The 19,574-nt window shown below is 72.8% G+C and carries 20 protein-coding genes; 12 read left to right on the top strand and 8 right to left on the bottom strand.

Annotated features, from left to right (window positions below):
- Positions 1-167: 167 nt before the first annotated feature.
- The 3 genes from ACZ4NB_RS16400 (at position 168) to ACZ4NB_RS16390 (ending at position 4,110) form a co-directional block, all read left to right on the top strand.
- Entirely contained in the window at positions 168-2,441 is a 2,274-nt protein-coding gene (locus ACZ4NB_RS16400) for an RNA degradosome polyphosphate kinase (RefSeq protein WP_467662017.1), read from the top strand.
- A 112-nt stretch (positions 2,442-2,553) separates the two neighbouring features.
- On the top strand, positions 2,554-3,678 hold the full coding sequence (locus tag ACZ4NB_RS16395; RefSeq protein WP_467662174.1) for a CHAD domain-containing protein: 1,125 nt from the start codon (positions 2,554-2,556) through the stop codon (positions 3,676-3,678).
- Between the two features lie 12 nt (positions 3,679-3,690).
- Entirely contained in the window at positions 3,691-4,110 is a 420-nt protein-coding gene (locus ACZ4NB_RS16390) for an NUDIX hydrolase (RefSeq protein ID WP_467662015.1), read from the top strand.
- Positions 4,111-4,162: 52 nt separating this feature from the next.
- Here ACZ4NB_RS16390 and ACZ4NB_RS16385 read toward each other — a convergent pair whose 3' ends face one another.
- Positions 4,163-4,741: a helix-turn-helix domain-containing protein gene (locus ACZ4NB_RS16385; protein ID WP_467662013.1), complete on the bottom strand. Its 579-nt coding sequence runs from the start codon at positions 4,739-4,741 to the stop codon at positions 4,163-4,165.
- Between the two features lie 165 nt (positions 4,742-4,906).
- On the opposite strand from ACZ4NB_RS16385, the gene def reads away from it, so the two are divergent.
- Positions 4,907-5,539, top strand: a complete 633-nt coding sequence (def, locus tag ACZ4NB_RS16380; protein ID WP_467662011.1) for a peptide deformylase — start codon at positions 4,907-4,909, stop codon at positions 5,537-5,539.
- A 69-nt stretch (positions 5,540-5,608) separates the two neighbouring features.
- On the opposite strand, the gene ACZ4NB_RS16375 is transcribed toward def, so the two are convergent.
- Positions 5,609-6,616 carry an aldo/keto reductase gene (locus tag ACZ4NB_RS16375; protein WP_467662010.1) on the bottom strand — a complete coding sequence of 336 codons (1,008 nt, stop codon included), beginning with the start codon at positions 6,614-6,616 and terminating at the stop codon, positions 5,609-5,611.
- 145 nt (positions 6,617-6,761) lie between these two features.
- Here ACZ4NB_RS16375 and ACZ4NB_RS16370 point away from each other — a divergent pair, with 145 nt between their 5' ends.
- Positions 6,762-7,634, top strand: a complete 873-nt coding sequence (locus tag ACZ4NB_RS16370) for a helix-turn-helix domain-containing protein (RefSeq protein ID WP_467662008.1) — start codon at positions 6,762-6,764, stop codon at positions 7,632-7,634.
- Positions 7,635-7,685: 51 nt separating this feature from the next.
- Here ACZ4NB_RS16370 and ACZ4NB_RS16365 read toward each other — a convergent pair whose 3' ends face one another.
- Positions 7,686-8,534: a class I SAM-dependent methyltransferase gene (locus ACZ4NB_RS16365; protein ID WP_467662006.1), complete on the bottom strand. Its 849-nt coding sequence runs from the start codon at positions 8,532-8,534 to the stop codon at positions 7,686-7,688.
- Between the two features lie 168 nt (positions 8,535-8,702).
- Between ACZ4NB_RS16365 and mshA the strand changes: the two genes are divergently transcribed.
- The 4 genes from mshA to ACZ4NB_RS16345 all read left to right on the top strand — a co-directional run bounded on the left by mshA (position 8,703) and on the right by ACZ4NB_RS16345 (position 12,892).
- Complete coding sequence (gene mshA / locus ACZ4NB_RS16360; RefSeq protein WP_467662004.1) at positions 8,703-10,073, top strand: D-inositol-3-phosphate glycosyltransferase; 1,371 nt, start codon at positions 8,703-8,705, stop codon at positions 10,071-10,073.
- A gap of 107 nt (positions 10,074-10,180) precedes the next feature.
- Positions 10,181-10,768, top strand: a complete 588-nt coding sequence (locus ACZ4NB_RS16355; protein ID WP_467662002.1) for a type III secretion system chaperone family protein — start codon at positions 10,181-10,183, stop codon at positions 10,766-10,768.
- Between the two features lie 91 nt (positions 10,769-10,859).
- Positions 10,860-11,963, top strand: a complete 1,104-nt coding sequence (locus tag ACZ4NB_RS16350; RefSeq protein ID WP_467662000.1) for an NAD(P)/FAD-dependent oxidoreductase — start codon at positions 10,860-10,862, stop codon at positions 11,961-11,963.
- Positions 11,960-12,892 carry a methyltransferase domain-containing protein gene (locus tag ACZ4NB_RS16345; protein ID WP_467661998.1) on the top strand — a complete coding sequence of 311 codons (933 nt, stop codon included), beginning with the start codon at positions 11,960-11,962 and terminating at the stop codon, positions 12,890-12,892. Before ACZ4NB_RS16350 ends, ACZ4NB_RS16345 begins: the two co-directional genes overlap by 4 nt.
- A 111-nt stretch (positions 12,893-13,003) precedes the next feature.
- Here ACZ4NB_RS16345 and ACZ4NB_RS16340 read toward each other — a convergent pair whose 3' ends face one another.
- Both ACZ4NB_RS16340 and ACZ4NB_RS16335 read right to left on the bottom strand, forming a co-directional pair.
- Positions 13,004-13,282, bottom strand: coding sequence for a hypothetical protein (locus tag ACZ4NB_RS16340; protein ID WP_467661996.1), 279 nt, complete (start codon positions 13,280-13,282; stop codon positions 13,004-13,006).
- 122 nt (positions 13,283-13,404) lie between these two features.
- The gene (locus ACZ4NB_RS16335) at positions 13,405-14,625 is read right to left on the bottom strand and encodes a helix-turn-helix domain-containing protein (protein WP_467661994.1); all 1,221 of its coding nucleotides are present in this window, start codon (positions 14,623-14,625) and stop codon (positions 13,405-13,407) included.
- Between the two features lie 381 nt (positions 14,626-15,006).
- Between ACZ4NB_RS16335 and ACZ4NB_RS16330 the strand changes: the two genes are divergently transcribed.
- On the top strand, positions 15,007-15,420 hold the full coding sequence (locus ACZ4NB_RS16330; RefSeq protein ID WP_467661992.1) for a hypothetical protein: 414 nt from the start codon (positions 15,007-15,009) through the stop codon (positions 15,418-15,420).
- Between the two features lie 42 nt (positions 15,421-15,462).
- Here the strand turns inward: ACZ4NB_RS16330 and ACZ4NB_RS16325 are convergent, their stop codons facing one another.
- Complete coding sequence (locus ACZ4NB_RS16325; RefSeq protein ID WP_467661990.1) at positions 15,463-16,827, bottom strand: MDR family MFS transporter; 1,365 nt, start codon at positions 16,825-16,827, stop codon at positions 15,463-15,465.
- 215 nt (positions 16,828-17,042) lie between these two features.
- On the opposite strand from ACZ4NB_RS16325, the gene ACZ4NB_RS16320 reads away from it, so the two are divergent.
- Positions 17,043-17,804: a phosphoglyceromutase gene (locus ACZ4NB_RS16320; RefSeq protein ID WP_467661988.1), complete on the top strand. Its 762-nt coding sequence runs from the start codon at positions 17,043-17,045 to the stop codon at positions 17,802-17,804.
- Between the two features lie 135 nt (positions 17,805-17,939).
- On the opposite strand, the gene ACZ4NB_RS16315 is transcribed toward ACZ4NB_RS16320, so the two are convergent.
- Together ACZ4NB_RS16315 and ACZ4NB_RS16310 are read right to left on the bottom strand one after the other, a co-directional pair.
- Positions 17,940-18,308 carry a hypothetical protein gene (locus ACZ4NB_RS16315; RefSeq protein ID WP_467661986.1) on the bottom strand — a complete coding sequence of 123 codons (369 nt, stop codon included), beginning with the start codon at positions 18,306-18,308 and terminating at the stop codon, positions 17,940-17,942.
- 263 nt (positions 18,309-18,571) lie between these two features.
- Entirely contained in the window at positions 18,572-19,006 is a 435-nt protein-coding gene (locus ACZ4NB_RS16310) for a DUF7144 family membrane protein (RefSeq protein WP_467661984.1), read from the bottom strand.
- Positions 19,007-19,185: 179 nt separating this feature from the next.
- On the opposite strand from ACZ4NB_RS16310, the gene ACZ4NB_RS16305 reads away from it, so the two are divergent.
- The gene (locus tag ACZ4NB_RS16305) at positions 19,186-19,434 is read left to right on the top strand and encodes an SCO4226 family nickel-binding protein (protein ID WP_399148660.1); all 249 of its coding nucleotides are present in this window, start codon (positions 19,186-19,188) and stop codon (positions 19,432-19,434) included.
- Positions 19,435-19,574: the final 140 nt, after the last annotated feature.

Below are 19,574 nucleotides of genomic sequence, written 5' to 3'. Positions count from 1 at the left end.
GTGGCACCCCGATTGCCTGTCCGCCATATCCGCGTTACCAGTGATTCAATGTTGCTTGCGAGCATCGCTGAATGCAGCCCGCTGTGCCGAACGTCCCCAACCCGAGGCTCCGTCTCGCGCCGCCTCCTGACGCGCCTGGAACCCCGGGGACGCGGAAGAATAAGGCCATGAACCAGCAGCCCAGCGCTCAGGCCCAGGTCCAGCCCGAGATGCCGACCACGAAGCCCCCGGCCCCGTCGGCCCAGCCTTCCGTGGGCTCCATCGCCGCGCACCGCCCGAACGCGGTCCGCGGGACGGTGCCGGGCCTGGAACCGGACCTGGACGCCGATCCGGACGCGTACGAGGACCAGGGCGTGGTGGGCGCGGACGGCGAGGAGCTGCCCAGCGGCCGCTTCCTGGACCGCGAGCGCAGCTGGCTGGCCTTCAACGAGCGGGTGCTCGAACTGGCCGAGGACCCGGCCACCCCCCTCCTCGAACGGGCTAACTTCCTGGCGATTTTCGCCAGCAACCTCGACGAGTTCTTCATGGTCCGGGTCGCCGGCCTCAAGCGGCGGATAGCCACGGGCGTGGCGACCCGCTCCGCGTCGGGCCTGCAGCCCCGCGAGGTGCTGGAGCAGATCTGGACGCGCTCGCGCGAGCTCATGGCCCGGCACGCCGCCTGCTACCAGCAGGACATCGCCCCCGAGCTGGCCGACCAGGGCATCCATCTGATCCGCTGGCCGGAGCTGACCGAGAAGGAGCAGGCCCGCCTGTTCACCCTCTTCCGCCAGCAGATCTTCCCGGTGCTCACCCCGCTGGCGGTGGACCCCGCACACCCCTTCCCCTACATCTCCGGCCTCTCGCTGAACCTCGCCGTCGTCGTCCGCAACCCCGTCAGCGGCCACGACCACTTCGCGCGGGTCAAGGTGCCGCCGCTGCTCTCCCGCTTCCTGGAGGCATCCCCGCAGCGCTACGTCCCCATCGAGGACGTCATCGCCGCCCACCTGGAGGAGCTGTTCCCGGGCATGGAGGTGCGCGCGCACCACATGTTCCGGGTCACCCGCAACGAGGACCTGGAGGTGGAGGAGGACGACGCGGAGAACCTCCTCCAGGCGCTGGAGAAGGAGCTGATGCGGCGGCGCTTCGGACCGCCGGTCCGCCTGGAGGTCGAGGAGTCCATCGACCCGGCCGTGCTCGACCTGCTGGTCCAGGAACTGAAGATCTCCGACGCCGAGGTCTACCCGCTTCCCGGCCCGCTGGACCTGACCGGCCTGTTCGGCATAGGAGCGCTGGACCGGCCCGAGCTGAAGTACCCCAAGTTCGTCGCCGGCACCCACCGCGACCTCGCCGAGGTGGAGTCCGCCTCCGCCCCCGACATCTTCGCCGCCCTGCGCGTGCGCGACGTGCTGCTGCACCACCCCTACGACTCCTTCTCCACCTCCGTGCAGTCCTTCCTGGAGCAGGCCGCCGCCGACCCCGACGTCCTGGCGATCAAGCAGACGCTCTACCGCACCTCCGGGGACTCGCCGATCGTCGACGCCCTGATAGACGCCGCCGAGTCCGGCAAGCAGGTCCTGGTCCTGGTCGAGATCAAGGCCCGGTTCGACGAGCAGGCCAACATCAAGTGGGCGCGGAAGCTGGAGGAGGCCGGCTGCCATGTCGTCTACGGCCTGGTGGGCCTCAAGACCCACTGCAAGCTCTCCCTGGTCGTCCGCCAGGAAGGCGAGATGCTGCGCCGCTACTCCCACGTGGGGACCGGCAACTACCACCCCAAGACCGCCCGGCTGTACGAGGACCTCGGCCTGCTGACCGCCGACCCGCAGGTCGGCGCGGACCTCTCCGACCTCTTCAACCGGCTCTCCGGCTACTCCCGCCGCGAGACCTACCGCCGGCTCCTGGTCGCCCCCAAGTCCCTGCGGGACGGCCTGGTCCAGCGCATCAACAAGGAGGCCGCGCACCACCGCGCGGGCCGCCCCGCCTACGTCCGCATCAAGGTCAACTCGATGGTCGACGAGGCCGTCATCGACGCCCTCTACCGCGCCTCGCAGGCGGGCGTACCGGTCGACATCTGGGTGCGCGGCATCTGCGCGCTGCGCCCGGGAGTCACCGGCCTGAGCGAGAACATCCGCGTCCGCAGCATCCTCGGCCGCTTCCTGGAGCACTCCCGGGTCTTCGTCTTCGGCAACGGCGGCGAGCCCGAGGTGTGGCTGGGCAGCGCCGACATGATGCATCGGAATCTGGACCGGCGGATCGAGGCGCTGGTGCGGGTGGCCGACCCGGCCCACCGCGCCTCGCTCAACCGGCTGCTGGAGACCGGGACGGCGGACTCCACGTCCTCCTGGCACCTGGGCCCGGACGGCGACTGGACCCGGCGCGCGGTGGACGCGGACGGCGCGCCGCTGCGCAACGTACAGGAAATGCTCATTGACGCCCGGAGGCGCCGGCGTGGCCCAGCGACATGACCAGCCGATCGGGGGGCCGGCCGGTCTCCTCGGTGTCGGATACGAGCCCGGCGGGGCGCCCGGAGCCCGTGCCGCGGTGGTGGACGGGCCGTACGGCGCCGACGACGAGGCGATCACCGATGCCGCCCCCGGCGCCGACTCCGCCTCCGGCGCCGGCCCGGCCGGGACCGCCGAGGAGGTGCTCGCCGGCTATCTGCACCAGCAGTCCGCGGAGTTCCTGCGCAGTCTGCGGCTGCACCGCGAGAGCGGCCCGGACGCCGAAGGCGCCGGCGAGGCCGCCCGCCAGCTGCGCCGCGCCGCCCGCCGGATCAGCGCCACCCTGCACACCTTCCGCCCGCTGACCGAGGAGGCATGGGCCGACCAACTCACCGCCGAACTGGGCTGGTTGTCCGGCGCCCTCGCCCGCGAGCAGGTCTGCGAGGCCCGCCGCGAGCGGCTGATGGCGGCGCTTGCGCGGCTGACGGGCCGGGGGGAACGGCCCGAGCGGTCCGCACGCGGCGAACGGGGCGGCCGGGGCGAACGCGCCAGGCGCACCGACCGGACGGCCTCGGGCCGGCGCCCCGCACCCGCCGGCAGCTCCCCGGAGTCGTCGGCCGCCGCCTCCTCCGCTTCCTCCGAGACGGATCCCGACGCCGCGCTGTCGGCCGGTGCCGCGCGGGCCGGGGCGCTGCTGGACCGCCAGCTCACCCTCGCCCGCACCCGCGCCCACTCCGCCGCGCTGCAGGCGCTGGGCTCCTCCCGCTTCCACGCCGTTGCCGACTCCGTCGCGGTGCTCGCCTCCGAGGCGCCGCTGGCCCGTACGACCGCGGAGCTGCCGGCCGCCGAGGCGCTGCCGCCGCTCGCCGAGCAGGCGCACCGGCGGCTGACCGAGGCGGTCGCGGCGCTGCCGCTGTCGCGTGCCGGGTACCCGTACAACGCCGAGGCGCTGACCGCCGACCACCGCCAGGACGCGCCCTGGCACCAGGTCCGGCTCCTGGTGCGGCTGAGCCGCTACGCCCAGGAGGTGCTCGCGCCGGAGCGGGCCGATCCCCGGCTGCTGGAGGCCGCCCGGGCGCTGGAGCGCCACCGCGACGCCGCGGAGGCCGCCGCCGCTGCCGCCGCCGCGGCCCGCACCCCCCGCATCGCCCCCGCCACGGCCTACGCCCTGGGGGTGCTGCACGCCGATCAGCGCCATCAGGTGGAGGCGGCCCGGTTCGCCTTCGGCCGGGTGTGGCTGTCCAGGGCGCCCAGGGGCTGAGGGGTGGTGCGGATGACCGTCCCTCAGAAGCCGGTACGGGCCGCCGGCTGCGTGCTGTGGCGCCGCGCGGCGTCGGAGGACGGGCTGGAGATCGGCCTCGTCCACCGCCCCAAGTACGACGACTGGTCCCACCCCAAGGGAAAACTCAAGCGCGGCGAGAACCCCCTGGCCGGCGCGGTGCGCGAGGTGGCGGAGGAGACGGGCATGGACTGCCGCCTCGGCTCCCCGCTGCCGACCGCCGTCTACCTCGCCGGCAGCCGCCCCAAGCAGGTCCGCTACTGGGCCGCCGAGGCCGTCGCCGGCGCCTTCACCCCGAACGCCGAGGTCGACCTCCTGGTCTGGCTCCCACCCGCCGAGGCCCGCACCCGCCTGACCCACGAACGCGACCGCCCCCTGGTGGACGCGCTGCTGGCGTCTTTGCATCTGGCCTGAGCCCGCGGGCCGTTGCGCCGTCCCGAGCGGGGGCGCGGCACCCGACGCCCCCTCAGCCTCCCTCCCCCTCGCCCTCCGTGTGCGCGAGCAGCGGGAACAGCCGGGTGATGAGGGCCACCGGGCGGGCGTCTTCGGGGCGGGCCAGGGGGCGTTGTTCGCGGTCGCGGTAGGGGGCGAGCGCCCGGCGGACGGACTCGGCGACGCGGCGCATCTCGTCGGGGGTCAGATAGGCGACGGCGCTGAAGGCCTCGTCGCCGCGCCACTCGGGCGGCGCCTGGTCGCGCCGGGCCAGCCAGCGCTGCCAGCTCTCGTCCTCCAGGCCGCGGGCCAGATCGCCGAACTGATCCTCCGCAGGGTCGCCGGCGGCGGGGGCGGGCCGCCGCAGGCGCCAGGGACGGGCGCGGCCACCGCTGCGCGGGGCCTCTTCGAGGTAGCCGTGGCGGGCGAGTTGGCGCAGGTGGAAGGAGCAGAGGCCGGAGCTGTGGCCCAGCCGGGAGGCGGCTTCGGTCGCCGTGACGGTGCCGACTTCGGCGAGCAGGTCCAGCAGGGCCGCGCGGACCTCGTGCGCGCGCAGTCCCGCGCCCGTGCCGCCGGTCCGGCCGTCCGGAGTGGTGAGGTCGTCTTCAGTCACTTTGCAAAGCCTGCTACTTTGCAAAGGACCTGGCAAGTGCGCGCCCTGGCCGAAGAATCGGGTCGCGGTCACCTCCGCGGCCTGGGCGGCAGGCGTGGAACAGAGGAGACAGCCGTGCCTTTACCTCGTCGTCGTGAGCGGTCCAGGGACGGGGGCGAGCGTCCCGTGGACCGGCGAGTCCGGCTGCAGGGCCGCCCCGTCGACGCGTATCCGGCGCTCCCGCCGGAGGCGGAACGGGGCGCGGTGCGCCGGGTCACGGTGGTCGGCGAGGAGGTCCTCGGCCGCCCCTGCCGGGAGGTGACCGAGTTCGGGACGCCGGAGCTGTCGGCGCTGATCGACGACATGTTCGTGACGATGTACGTGGCCACCGGCGCCGGCCTGGCCGCCAACCAAGTGGGCGTCGACCTGCGGCTGTTCGTCTACGACTGCCCGGACGACGACGGTGTCCGGCATGTCGGCCACCTCGTCAACCCGGTGCTGGAACTGCCCGAGGCGCCCGACCGCCGACTCGTCGACGACGCCGAGGGCTGCCTGTCCGTGCCCGGCGCCACCATGTCGGTCCCCCGTACCGATCGCGCCGTCGTCCGCGGGTTCGACAAGGACGGCAACCCGCTCGTCATCGAGGGGACGGGCTACTTCGCCCGATGCCTGCAGCATGAGAGCGATCACCTCGTCGGCCACACCTACCTCGACCGGCTCTCCAAGGCCGACCGCAAGGACGCGCTGCGGCAGATGGCCAACCGCCGGGAGGACGTCTTCGCCCGGCGCGCCGAGAAGGCCGCCGGTCTGGGGCGGTGAGCCGCGGCGGTGCGGCACCGGGGCCCGGTGGCCGGCCGGGGCGCCCGGCCGGCCACGGGGACGGTTCGCTCAGCGCCGGCGCAGCGACGCGTCCTCGACGGCCGGCGGCAGGTAGTAGCTGTCCGCCCGGTTGAGGTCGGTGCCGGGCGGCACGATGGCGTCGATCCGGTCCAGGATGTCGGCGGTGAGGGTGGTTTCGCAGCCCTCCAGCAGGCCGTCGAGCTGGTCGAGGGTGCGCGGGCCGATGATGACGGACGTCACCGCAGGGTGGCTGCGGACGAACGCGGTCGCCAGGTGCGGCAGCGACAGGCCGGCGTCCGCGGCGACCTCGGACAGGGCGGCGACCGCCTCCGCCTTGCGGGCGTTCTCCGGGACCGAGAGGTCGAACTTCCCCGATTCCATGCCGGCCCGCGAACTGGCCGACAGGGCACGGCCGGAGAGCCAGCCGGCGCTGAGCGGGCCCCAGGTCAGCACGCCCATGCCGTAGCGCTGCGCGGTCGGCAGCACCGCGTTCTCCGCACCGCGCGCCAGCATCGAGTACGGCGGCTGCTCGGTGCGCGGGCGGACGTGGCCGCGGCGCTCGGCGGCCCAGTGGGCCTCCACGATCTGCTCGGCGGGGAACGTCGAGGTGCCGATCGCCCGGACCTTGCCGGCGCGCACCAGGTCCGACAGGGCCGAGAGCGTCTCGTCGATGTCCGTGGTGGGGTCGGGGCGGTGCACCTGGTAGAGGTCGATGTGGTCGGTGCCGAGCCGGCGCAGACTGTCCTCCACGGCGCGGACGATCCAACGGCGGGAATTGCCGCCGTGGTTGGCGTCCGGGCCCATCGAGTTGAAGAACTTCGTGGCCAGTACGACATCGTCGCGGCGGCCCTTGAGCGCCTTGCCGACGATCTCCTCGGACTCGCCGGCGGCGTAGACGTCCGCGGTGTCGACGAAGTTGATGCCGGCGTCCAGCGCCCGGTGCACCAGGCGCACGCACTCGTCGTGGTCGGTGTTGCCCCAGGCGCCGAGCATCATCGCGCCCAGCGCGTACTCGCTGACCGAGATGCCGGTGCCGCCGAGGATCCTGCGCTGCATGACTCACTCCTTGTCCGTCCCCCGGGATACGTCCCCCCAAGGGGTGTGCCGACCACCTTGGTGCCCTCACGGGGAGCGGACCAGGCCCGTCGCAGCCTGGGTCCGGCGGAACCACCCGGCCGGCGGTGCGTCGCATACTGGACGGATGCTGCACGCGGAAATCGAGATCAGCTCCTTCCTCAAGGCGCGCCGCGCCGCGCTCGACCCGGCCGACCTGGGCCTGCCCGGCGGGGCCGGCCGCCGGCGGGTGCGCGGACTGCGGCGCGAGGAGGTCGCCCAGCTCGCCGGCATCAGCGTCGACTACTACACCCGGATCGAGCAGGGCCGTGCGCAGGCCATCTCCGACTCCGTCCTGGACGCCATCGCACGGGCGCTGCGGCTGTCCGGCGGCGAGGTGACGTATCTGCGCAATGTCGCGGCGCCCCGCCGGCGCACGGCGGACTGCTGCGCGCGGGGCCCCGTCGGCCGGACCGTACGGCCCGAGGTCCGCCAGCTCCTGGACGCCATGGACACCACCGTCCCCGCCATGGTCATCGGCCGCGGCCTGGACATCCTGGCCTTCAACGCCCTCGGCGGCCGGGTCTCCTTCGACCTGGAGGAGCTCGCGCCGGACCGCCGCAACAGCGCCCTGCTGGTCTTCCTCCACCCGCAGGCGCGCGCCCTGCACCCGGACTGGGAGGCCAAGGCCGTCGAGGTGGTCGGCAATCTGCGCGCCGACAGCGGCCGGCACCCGGACGACGCGCGGATCTGCGAGGTCGTCAACGAGCTGCTGGCGCACAGCGCGGAGTTCCGGCGGATCTGGGAGACGCAGTCGGTGCGCGAGTGCCTGCGCGGCACCAAGCGCATCCTGCACCCGGAGGTCGGCGAGCTCGACGTGACCTTCGAGAGCTTCCGGCTGAGCACCGACGAGGACCAGTCGCTGGTGACGTACACGGCCCCGCGGGGGTCGCAGACCGAGCGGCGGCTGCGGGAACTGGCGGCAGCGGGCGAACGGCGGGCCGCGGAGGCGGCGGCCTAGGCGATACCCCGGCGCTCCGCGCGGAGCCGGCGCTTCCCGGCGCGCCTGCGCCTACCCCCGCGGAGCCAGCGCCTCCCAGCGCACCGTCACCTCGCCCTGGCGGCGCCGCCGCGGGTCGCCGGCCAGCGGCCAGTCCGCCGCCAGGGCCGCCACGGCGGCCCGCCACCGCTGGCGCGCGCCCAGGGCGCCCAGCGGGGCGGCGCTCGCCCAGGCGCGGTCGAAGTCCCGCAGGAAGGCGTGCACCGGCTCGCCCGGCACATTCCGGTGGATCAGCGCCTTGGGAAGGCGTTCTGCCAGGTCGGAGGGGGTGTCAAGGGAGCCGAGCCGGGTGGCGAAGGTGACCGTGCGGGGCCCCTCGGGGCCCAGCGCCACCCACACGTGCCGCCGCCCGATCTCATCGCAGGTGCCCTCCACCAGCAGCCCGCCGGGCGCCAGCCGGGCGCACAGCCGCCGCCAGACCGCGGCCACCTCGTCCTCGTCGTACTGCCGCAGCACGTTCGCCGCCCGGATCAGCACCGGCGCCCGCCCCCGGGCGCCCGGCAGCGGCACCTCGAAGCCGCCGTGGACGAAGTCCAGCCCCGGCTCCTCGTACGGCCGGGCGGCCTCGACCCGCGCCGGTTCGATCTCGACGCCGACGACCCGGGCGTCCGGCCGGACCGTGCGCAGCCGGCCCAGCAGCTCCACCGCGGTCCAGGGCGCGGCGCCGTAGCCGAGGTCGACCGCGACCGGGTCGGCGCTGCGGCGCAGCTCGGCGCCGTGCTCGGCGGCTATCCAGCGGTCCATGCGGCGCAGTCGGTTGGGGTTGGTGGTCCCGCGGGTGACGTTTCCGACGGGCCGCGCAGGGGCGGGTGCCGCCGCTGCGGCGGCGGAGAAGGAGGGCGGCGAGGGGCGGCGGGCCATGGCTTCGAGAGTATGGGGTGCCCGGCGAACCGCTGAATTCGGCCGCGTTCTATGGTCACGCTTTGGCAAAGTACGCAGACCGGGCGCCGGACGGGAAGGGATGGCCGGGGTTCGTTGTTGCATCGGGGCGGAGGCGTGCCGCCCGCCCTGCCTAGGAGGTAGCCCGACGTGAGCCAATACGTGTCCCGGCTCCGCAGCCGACCGCACGGCCCGTTCCCGGGCCAGGGACGACTGCGTCTGCCCGGCGGGCCCCGCCGGCCCCGCCGCGTGGCCATGCTCAGCGTCCACACCTCGCCGCTGCACCAACCCGGCACCGGCGACGCCGGCGGCATGAACGTCTACATCGTCGAGCTGGCCAGAAAGCTCGCCTCGATCAACATCGAGGTGGAGATCTTCACCCGCGCCACCACCGGCACCCTCCCGCCCACCGTCGAGCTCGCCCCCGGCGTCCTCGTACGGCATGTGGACGCCGGCCCGTACGAGGGCCTGGCCAAGGAGGACCTGCCCGCCCAGCTGTGCGCCTTCACCCACGGCGTGATGCAGGCATGGGCCGGCCAGCGCCCCGGCCACTACGACCTGGTCCACTCGCACTACTGGCTCTCCGGCCATGTCGGCTGGCTGGCCGCCGAGCGCTGGGGCGTCCCGCTGGTGCACGCCATGCACACCATGGCCAAGGTCAAGAACGCCGCGCTGGCCGTCGGCGACACCCCCGAGCCGGCCGCCCGGGTGATCGGCGAGACGCAGATCGTCCGGGCCGCGGACCGCCTGATAGCCAACACCGCCGAGGAGGCGGACGAGCTGGTGCGGCACTACCACGCCGAGCGCGGCAAGGTCGCCGTCGTCCACCCCGGCGTCAATCTCGACCGCTTCCGGCCCGACGGCGGCCAGGTCGCCGGCAGCCGGGCCGCCGCCCGCGCCCGCCTGGGCCTGCCCCAGGACGCGGTCATCCCGCTGTTCGCCGGCCGAATACAGCCCCTGAAGGCCCCCGACATCCTGCTGCGCGCGGCCGCCGCGCTGGTGGCCGAGGACCCCTCGCTGCGCTCCCGCCTGGTCGTGCCCGTCGTCGGCGGGCCCAGCGGCAGCGGCCTGGCCAAGCCCGAGGGCCTGCAGAAGCTGGCCGCCCGGCTGGGCATCGCGGACCTGGTGCAGTTCCGGCCCCCGGTCGGCCAGGAGCAGCTCGCCGACTGGTACCGCGCCGCGTCCGTGCTGGTCATGCCCTCCTACAGCGAGTCCTTCGGACTGGTCGCGATCGAGGCCCAGGCCTGCGGCACGCCCGTCGTCGCGGCCGCGGTCGGCGGCCTTCCGGTGGCCGTACGCGACGGCCTCAGCGGCTTCCTCGTCGCCGGCCACGACCCCGCCGACTACGCCCGCGCCCTGCGCCGCTTCGTCGACGACCCCGCCCTGGCCACCCGCATGGGCACCGACGCCGCCCGGCACGCCCAGTCCTTCGGCTGGGACACCGCCGCCGCGGCGACCGGCGAGGTCTACACCGCGGCGATGCAGGAGAGGCGGCGTCACCTACGATCGGCGCATAACTGACCGCGCACGGCAGGTGCGGGACGCGGGATGCCCGGCTGACCGCGCACGGCAGGTGCGGGACGCGGGATCGGTGCGGCAAGCGCGACAGACGGGACGGGTGCGGCAAGGTGGGACCGGTACAGCAGGCGCAACAGGCTCAGCAGGCGCGACAGGTGATCGAGGCGGCTCTCGTGGACGCCGGCCTCGAATGGGAATCCCCCTCCGACGGCAGCTACGTCGTCAAGCTCCCCGGCACCCGCAAGCTCTCCACGACCTGCTCCCTGATCGTCGGCCGGCACTCGCTGTCCATCAACGCCTTCGTCGTCCGCCACCCCGACGAGAACCACGAGGCCGTGCACCGCTGGCTGCTCGAACGCAACACCCGCCTCTACGGCGTGAGTTACGCGATCGACCGGCTCGGCGACATCTACCTGGTGGGCAAGCTCCCGCTCGCCGCCGTCGCCCCCGACGAACTCGACCGCATCCTCGGCACGGTCCTGGAGAACGCCGACGGCAGCTTCAACACCCTCCTGGAGATGGGCTTCGCCACCGCCATCCGCAAGGAGTACGCCTGGCGGGTCGCCCGCGGCGAGTCCACCCGCAACCTGGAGGCGTTCGCGCATCTGACGCGCGAGAGCACCACCGAGGCCGGCGGGGCCGGCGGGGCGAGCGAGTCCAGCGAGGCCGCCGAGACCCCCAAGGCCACCGAAGTCTGAGCCTCCCCGGCGGCCCTGTTGCGGAAACGGCAACAAGGTTTGCCCGCCGGGCACCCCCGGGCGCATGGTCGGCGCCAGGAGGTGCTCCACCATGGAAGACGTACTGGATGTACTGATCGTCGGGGGCGGCGCCGGCGGGCTCAACGCCGCGCTGATGCTGTCCCGGACCCGCCGCCGGGTGCTGGTGATCGACTCCGGCGACCCACGGAACGCACCCGCCCGGGAGGTGCACGGATTCGTCTCCCGCGACGGCACGCCGCCGGCGGAACTGCTGGCCGCCGGCCGGGCGGAGGTCGAGCGGTACGGCGGATGGTTCACGACGGGCGAGGTGCGCGCCCTGCGCAGGACCCACGACGACCACGACGACCACGAGGGCCACGGCAGTCACGGCAGCCATGGCAGCCATGGCAGCAACGACCGCCACGACGGCAACGACAGCCACGACGGCAACGACCGCCACGACCGCCTCACCTTCGAGGCCGAACTGGCCGACGGCCGCACCGTCCTCGCCCGCCGGGTGATCGTGGCGACCGGCCTGCGCGACGAGCTCCCCGACATCCCGGGCCTGCGCGAGCGCTGGGCGCGCGAGGTGCTGCACTGCCCGTACTGCCACGGCTGGGAGGTCCGCGATCAGCCGCTGGGCGTGCTCGCGGTGGCCGGCCGGGAGGCGGCGGCGGTGCATCAGGCCCTGCTGGTGAGGCAGTTGTCCAACGACGTGGTCTGCTTCGCCGAGGCCCTCGCCGACGCCGACCGCGCCCGGCTGACCGCCGGCGGCATACGGATCGTGGACGGCGCGGTCGGCGGCCTGGTCGTCGAGGACGACGCACTGCGCGGCGTACGGCTGGCGGACGGCACCGTCGTGGCGCGGTCCGCGCTCTTCGTGCCCACCCGGCCCGTACCCCGTGACGAGCTGCTCACCGGCCTGGGCTGCGCACGGGACGAGGACGGCCGGGTCCGTACCGATCCCAGTGGGCTGACCAGCGTGCCGGGCGTCTGGGCGGCCGGCAACGCGGTCGACTTCCGCGCCCACGTGGTCACCGCGGCCGCGGCCGGCGCCAAGGCCGCACTCGCGGTGAACCTGCACCTCATCGAGGAAGACCTGGCGGCTCACGAACCGACCGCCCACGAACCGACCGCCCCCGAACCGACCGCCCCCGAACCGGCGGACCACGAGCGACTGGAGCAGGTGCGATGACCCACGACGACCACGGCCACCCGAGCCACGACAGCCATGGCAGCCACGACAGCCACAGCAGTCACCACACCCACCACACCCACCACACCCACAACGGCGACGACTTCGACTGGGCCGCGATGGCCGACCTGCTGGAGCTCGAAGGCGAGACCCACAGCCCCTACGTCCGGCAGGCCCTCACGGAACTGGCGCAGCTGACTCCGCGTCGGATCCTGGACATCGGCAGCGGCCCGGGCGTCGCGGCCTGCCGACTGGCGGAGGTCTTCCCCGACGCCGAGGTCACCGCGGTCGACGGGGCGCCGGAGCTGCTGGCCCGCGCCGCACAGCGCGCCGAGCGGCTCGGCGTCCGGCTGCGGACCCAGGAGGCCGAGTTCCCCGCGGGGCTGGCCGACCTGGGCCCGGCGGACCTGGTGTGGTCCGGGCAGGCCGTCCACCACGTAGGTGACCAGCAGGGCGTACTGAACCAGCTGGCCGGACTGCTCGAACCCGGCGGCGTACTGGCCGTCGTCGAGGGCGGCCTGCCGCCCCGCTGGCTCCCCCGCGACCTCGGCTTCGGACGCTGCGGGCTGCAGGAACGGATCGATGTGGCGATGGCGGAACGCTTCGGCAGGATGCGGGTCGAGCTGCCCGGTTCGGTGGCGGTGGTCGAGGACTGGCCCGGCATGCTGCGAGCCGCCGGACTCACCGACGCCCGCAGCCGCACCTTCCTCATCGACCACCCAGCCCCCCTCGCCGAGGGTCCCCGCCGCTTCGTACGAGGATCCCTGGAACGAGGCCGCCAGGTGCTCACCGACCTCCTGGACGCCGAGGACCTGTCGACCCTCGACCGCCTCCTCGACCCATCCGACCCGGCGAGCGTCGACCACCGCACGGACCTGTTCCTCCTGACCGCCAAGACCGTCCACTTCGGCACGGCACCGCGAACCTGAGCAGTCCGCATACGGGGGCGGGCCGACCGGCACCGACCGGGGCGATCGGCACCGACCGGGCCGACCGGCCCGACGGGCGACCCGGCCAACCGGACCGGCCCGGCGTCCCGATCAGCCCGCCCCGTGGCCCTTCGCGATCCGCACCGCGTCCACCAGCGCCGCACACAGCAGCTGCTCCGCCAGAAACCGCAACTGCCGCGCGTCCACCCCCGGATCGCCGATCATCGCCCGCGCGTGCGCCAGCAGCCCGATACACATGCCGAGCTGCAAGGTCTCGATGCCATCGGCGAACCGGCCGACGTAGCCGTCGTCCCGGTCCGTGAGTAAGTAGCTGGGCTTGCCGTCCGGACCGGCGGAGGGGAGCAGCCGGGGGGTGGGGGGCGTCGTCATGGCTACCGGCCTTCTGCTCGCGTGGGCCGTCGCCTTCGACGGCACCGGCAACGCTAGGCAGGGCTTCCCTCGTCCGACAGGGACGCTCTGTGCCACTTCCCCGGCGGCTGGGACGCCATGTCCTAGCCGTCGAGGTCCAGCCGGTCCGCCAGCTCCGTCAGGGGGGACGTACGCCGGCGTTCACGGTTGCGGAGGTCGGCCACGAGGCGGCGGCTTGTGGAGTGGTAACGCATCCACTCCGGTGCGGTGCGCTCGGCGGTGAGCAGCGCCTGTACCGCGCCGTCGTCCTTGCGGAGGTCGGCGAAGGCCAGCGCGCGGTCCACGTGGAACCGTGCGCGCCAGGTCGGCGGAAGGGTGTGCAGCTCGGGGACGGTGCGCGCGGCGCGCAGGGCCTCGGCGCCATCCGCCATCTCCACCAGGAAGTTGACCTTTGCCACGCCCACGTTCGTCGGGCCGAACGGCGTCGCGTAGTCGAGCCGGTCGGTGCCGATACGGGCGGCTGCCGCGCCGGCCATCGCCAGCAGCTCCCGTACCGTGTCCTTGCGCTCCAGCCGGACCGCGGCCGTCGCCGCGCGCAGCAACAGGATTCCCCACAGCGAGAGTTCGACCGGCGCGGACCGGAATCCGGGCTCGATCCGGTCGGCGGTACGCAGCGCGACACGTTCGGCGTCGGCCAGCCTCCCCTGCTTGGTGAGCACCCAGGCGAGGCTGGAGAAGCCGACGGTCTCCAGATGGGGGTCGTCCCCCTTCGCCGCCGCGTCCCTGGCACGTTCGAGCGCGGTGAACGCGGCGTCCTCCTTGCCCAGTGCCGTCAGTGTCGTCGCCGCGATCTGGTAGGTCTCGGCCAGGACCGAGTGGGCCGCGGCGGCCTCGCTCCCGGAGGAGGCGCGGGCCACGGCCTTCGCATCCCCGATCAACTGCGGTAGCAGCGCACCGATCTCCGTCATCCGCCCCTCGCGGCGGATGCGTTCAGTAGACCGCAGGGACGCCTGCAACGCGGCGATACCCGGCGGATCCTCGGGGTCCGGATCGTCGCCGAGCAGATCGGACACCGGCGAGATCGCCTGACGCAGTGCGAGGACGGACGGCTGCTCGCCGCCCTCGCTGCGCACTTCGAACGTCGTGGGTTGTCCGACGAGCACGGACGTTTCCACGTCCAGAGCCCTGGCCAGCGCGTTGAGCGTGGTCAGCCGAGCCGTCCGGCGCACGCCTTGTTCGAGCTTGCGGACGATGTCGACACACAGGCCCGCCCGCTCGGCGAGACCTTCCTGCGTCAGCTTCCGGCGTGCGCGCAGCCGGGCGATGCGCTCACCAATGCCGGGTTCCTCGTGGTTCAACTCCATGGCCACCCCCGCGAGAAGGACGTATCGACCACGCTACGCCCGCTACGCCACGGTCTCGCCCGCCGCTGGGCAACCGCCCCTTCCGCTCCCGTCCCGCGTCCCTCCGCGGTCCCCATCCCCACACCGCCCCCACCAATGGGGTCCACAGGGAATTTGGCCGCGTTGGCGCCAGCGCAAGATGGCACCTGACCTGCGACTTTATAGAACGGCGCCACAGTGTGGCACCCATGTCACCACGAATGACGCCATGAATGGCTCGCCATGGCGCCATGCGTGTGCCATGATGGTGTCACGCAAGCGGGGCCGGTCAACCACCCCCGCGAAGCGCGAAGTTCAGGATCCGAAGCAGATTCCGAAGCAGATTCAAAGGAGCACGCCACCATGTCCGTCACCCTGACCGTCCAGGACAAGAACACCCTCCGGACCGCCGCATACGGCGCCGTCTCGCTGCTGGCCGCCGCTGACGCCGCCGGCTCGCCCCACAAGGTCGCCACGCACGGCTCCATCGCCCTGGCCTCCGCGACCGGCCCGGTCGGGTATGTGCTCGCCGGGAAGTCGAAGATCGAGAAGCTGAACGGCAAGTCCGTGGCCGAAATCGCCGATCAGGTGCTGCCGGCCCTGACGGCGTCGATAGACCTGCTCAAGAAGCAGGATCCGGCGGAGGCCGACAACTTCCGCAACACCGTCACCGTCGCCATCGAGGCGGCCACCCGGGCCCGCAAGGGCGAGCCCAGCCCCACCATGGCCGACATGACCCGCAAGATCACCGGAGCTCTCGACGGCCAGACCGCCTGACGCGGTGCGAGGACGGACGACTGCTCGCCCCCGCTACGCCCGCTACGCCACCGTCTCGCCCGCCGCCGGGGCGACGGCCCCTTCCGCACCCGCCCCGCGCGGCGAGTGTGCGACCGGCTCGCCCGTGGCCGGCTCGCCCGTGGCCGGCTCGCCCGCGACCGGCTCCGTCGCGGGCGGCAGGCTCCGCAGCAGCAGGCCGTAGCCGAGTGCCGCCAGGGTGCCGATGGCCGCGCAGCCCGCCCACAGGACGTCCGCGCCGTAGTGGTCGATGACCGTGCCGCCGAGCAGAGGGGCCGTCAGGGAGGCGATGGACCACGACAGGGAGTACATGCCCTGGTAGCGGCCGCGGCCGTGGAGGGGGGAGAGGCGCACCACCAGGCCCATCTGGGTGGGGGAGTTGATGATCTCGCCGAGGGTCCAGACGGCGACGGCGAGTGCGTACATGGCGACGGAGCCCGCCAGCGCGGTCAGTCCGAAGCCGTAGCCGGTCAGCAGTGCCGAGCCGATGAGCAGCATCGCGGGGCTGCGGTGCTCGATGAAGCGGGTCACGGGGATCTGCAGCAGCACGATCAGGACGCCGTTGACCGCGATGACCGTGCCGAAGTCGGCGCTGGAGAAGCCGTTCTGACCCATCGACACCGGCATCGAGACATACGCCTGCTGGAAGAGCAGTGCCAGCAGCAGGTTGAGGCCGACGACGGTCATGAAGCGGCCGTCGCGCAGCACGGTCAGCATGGAGACGGGGGTGGGGGAGGGGGCGGGGGAGGAGGTAGCGGTGCCCTGGGCGTTCGCCGCCCCGGTCGTGGCGGGGCGGGATTCCGGCAGCTTGACGAAGACGACGACGGCGCAGGCGAGTACGAGGCCGGATTCGCCCAGGAAGAGGGCCAGGTAGCCGTGTTCGGCGATGAGTCCGGCGGCGGTGGAGGAGATCGCGAAGCCGAGGTTGATCGCCCAGTAGTTGAGGGAGAAGGCGCGGACGCGGTCCTCGGGGGCGACGATGTCCGCCATCATCGCCTGGACGGCGGGGCGGGAGGCGTTGGTCGCCATGCCGACCACGGCCGCCACCGCCGCGATGGCGACGGGGTCCTCCATGAAGCCGAGCAGCGCCACCGATGCCGCCGTGGACAGCTGGGCGATCAGCATGGTGGGGCGGCGGCCGAGGCGGTCGGTCAGCACGCCGGCGCCGATGGACGAGACCACGCCGCCCAGCCCGTAGAGCGCGCCGACCAGGCCGGCGTAGGAGGCGGAGTGGCCGCGCTCGACGGTCAGATAGAGCGCCAGGAACGTCGCGACGAACGCGCCCAGGCGGTTGATCAGGGTGCTGGTCCACAGCCACCAGAACTGGCGGGGGAGACCCGAGACGCTCTCCACGGCGGCGCGCCTCAGACTACTGATGGATGCGGACATGACATTTCCCCCTGATGGTGCGGCGCACAGTGGCGTGCGGGTGCGTACGAGGCCCGTCCGGCGGATGTGCGTAAGTGGCGCAGGCAACGTTCGCAACCTACTTTCGGGTCGGCTCCGGTCGCCACTCAATTGACGGGAACCGTCAATCCTCGCCAGGAAGCCCAGGTCGTGGACCCGCGCAAGGCCATATCCGGAATTGGATTACGCTCGACGGCATGGCCGACGCACCGTACAAGCTGATCCTCCTCCGTCACGGCGAGAGCGAGTGGAACGCGAAGAACCTGTTCACCGGCTGGGTGGACGTCAACCTCAACGAGAAGGGCGAGAAGGAGGCGGTCCGCGGCGGAGAGCTGCTCAAGGACGCCGGCCTGCTCCCCGACGTAGTGCACACCTCCCTCCAGAAGCGCGCCATCCGCACCGCGCAGCTGGCCCTGGAGTCCGCCGACCGGCACTGGATCCCGGTCCACCGCAGCTGGCGGCTGAACGAGCGCCACTACGGCGCGCTGCAGGGCAAGGACAAGGCGCAGACCCTGGCCGAGTTCGGCGAGGAGCAGTTCATGCTCTGGCGCCGCTCGTACGACACCCCGCCGCCCGCCCTTGAGGACGGCTCCGAGTTCTCCCAGAGCGACGACCCGCGCTACGCCGGCATCCCCGGCGAGCTGCGCCCGCGCACGGAGTGCCTCAAGGACGTCGTCACGCGGATGCTGCCCTACTGGTACGACGGCATCGTCCCGGACCTTCTCGCCGGCCGCACGGTGCTGGTCGCCGCCCACGGCAACAGCCTGCGCGCCCTGGTCAAGCACCTCGACGGCATCTCCGACGCGGACATCGCCGGCCTGAACATCCCCACCGGCATCCCGCTCTCCTACGAGCTGGACGCCGACTTCCGCCCGGTCACCCCCGGCGGCACCTACCTCGACCCGGAGGCCGCCAAGGCCGCCATCGAGGCAGTGAAGAATCAGGGCAAGAAGAAGTAGGAATGGCGATCACGCCCCTCATCTGCGTCTTTGTCGCGGATGAGGGGCCGTCGCCGTTCTCGGGCCGGCTGTGGGCCGTCAGCACGGTTGATCTTCTGGCCCGCCGGGCGGCGCAAGTACGGTCGGTACGGTCTGTTACACGATCCCGTAGACCAAAGACCCGTGGGAGCCCGAAACGGCCTTGCCGTTCTTGATGTTGAATGCCTGGAGCGTGAACCGCTGTCCGTTGTGGAGCCTGGGCTTGTACGTCTGGCACTTGCCCTTGCCCTTGGCCATCTCGTAGCCGAAGAAGTTGCCGTCGTCTTCGATCGTCACAGCAACGCTGAGGCCGTCAGCGGCGTTGTCGCACACCTTGAGCGTGTTGGTGGAGCTGTTGAACACGGCGCTCCCCTTGTTCATGTAGTGGGGGTGCGCGGTGTACGAGGCCGCGTGTGCCGGCGAGGTCGCGAGCACGGTGGCTGCCGCGGCGAAGGCAACGGCCCCCAGCGTCCGGGCGTAACGCATATGTCCTCTTTCTTCAGGTGAGTCGTACAAGATCGCGACGCTACCAGCATGATCAACTGTGCGGAGCAGGAGGGCGGGCTGCGGACCGCGTCGGGCCGGAGCCGGCCGGCCGCTGACCGCCCACGGGCTGCGCGAAGAGCCCGCCACCAGGTAGAAACTGCAGGTGGCGGGCCCTCGGGCGTGGAGTGCTGCGTCGTGCCCTGGGGCGGGGGCCGAGCGATGGCGACCGCCGGCGGTGCCCGAACTCCCTGTGCGGCCGGACCTCAGACCCGCGCTGGTACGTGCCGGGGCTCGACGACCAGCCCGTAGATGACCAGCAGCGACAGCACCATGACGAAGATCGACCAGTACGGGAACGTCGACAGGAACATCAGCTGGCCGACCAGGCAGGCGGAGGCCAGCACGATGCCGGTGATCCGCGCGGCCCGTACGCCCAGCAGCACGCCCAGACTCACCAGGATCTGCGCGACCCCGACGACGATCCACACCCAGCCCCAGGCGGAGAAGTTGAAGACCAGCAGGCGGTTGCCGTGGTTGGCGGTGGTCGCGTAGTAGCCGTGGTCCAGCAGCGCCACGAAGCCGTTGATGAGGTCGAACAGGCCGCTGAGCATCAGCAGGATGCCGGCGAAGACCACCCAGTGGGATCGTTCGGCGGGCGGTACGGGCGGGCTGTCCGAGGTGGGGGGATTCGGCTGCATGTATCCCATCTCGCCGGGCGCGGCGCGGCGGCGCAACGGGGGCGGGCCATTGGGGCGAGAACCTGGGCGCACGGAGGCAGCATGGAAGTGCGGGAACTGCGGGGGGAACCGGGCGCGCGGGCTGCGGGAGGGGACGGGAGCCCTGCCCGGCACCGTCAGCGAGCGGAAGGATGACGCAGATGCCCAAGTTCATGGACGTCCATCACGGCATGACGGGCCTGACGCCCGAGAAGTTCAACGAGGCACACCAGGCCGACCTCGCCATACAGAGCGAGGAGGGCGTGACCTTCGAGCGCGCCTGGGCCGACACCGAATCCGGCGACGTCTTCTGCCTGTCGGACGCGCCCTCGGCGGGCGCGGTGCAGCGCATACACGAGCGCGCCGGCCACAAAGCGGACGAGATTCATCCGCTGACGCTCAGCCTGTGACCCGACCGTGCGGCAGGTGCCGCTCCTAGGGAGTCCCGGCCCCCGGACACGGCAGCGGGGCCGGGTGGGCGGGCAGGCGAACAAGGGAGAGGGGGGGCCGTGGCGTGTACGCCCTCGGGCGGCGATCAACCCACGCTCCA

The organism is Streptomyces sp. NPDC026575, from assembly GCF_055567415.1.
The sequence above is the reverse complement of the archived record's forward strand: the minus strand, read 5'-3'. Positions and strand labels throughout refer to the sequence as shown.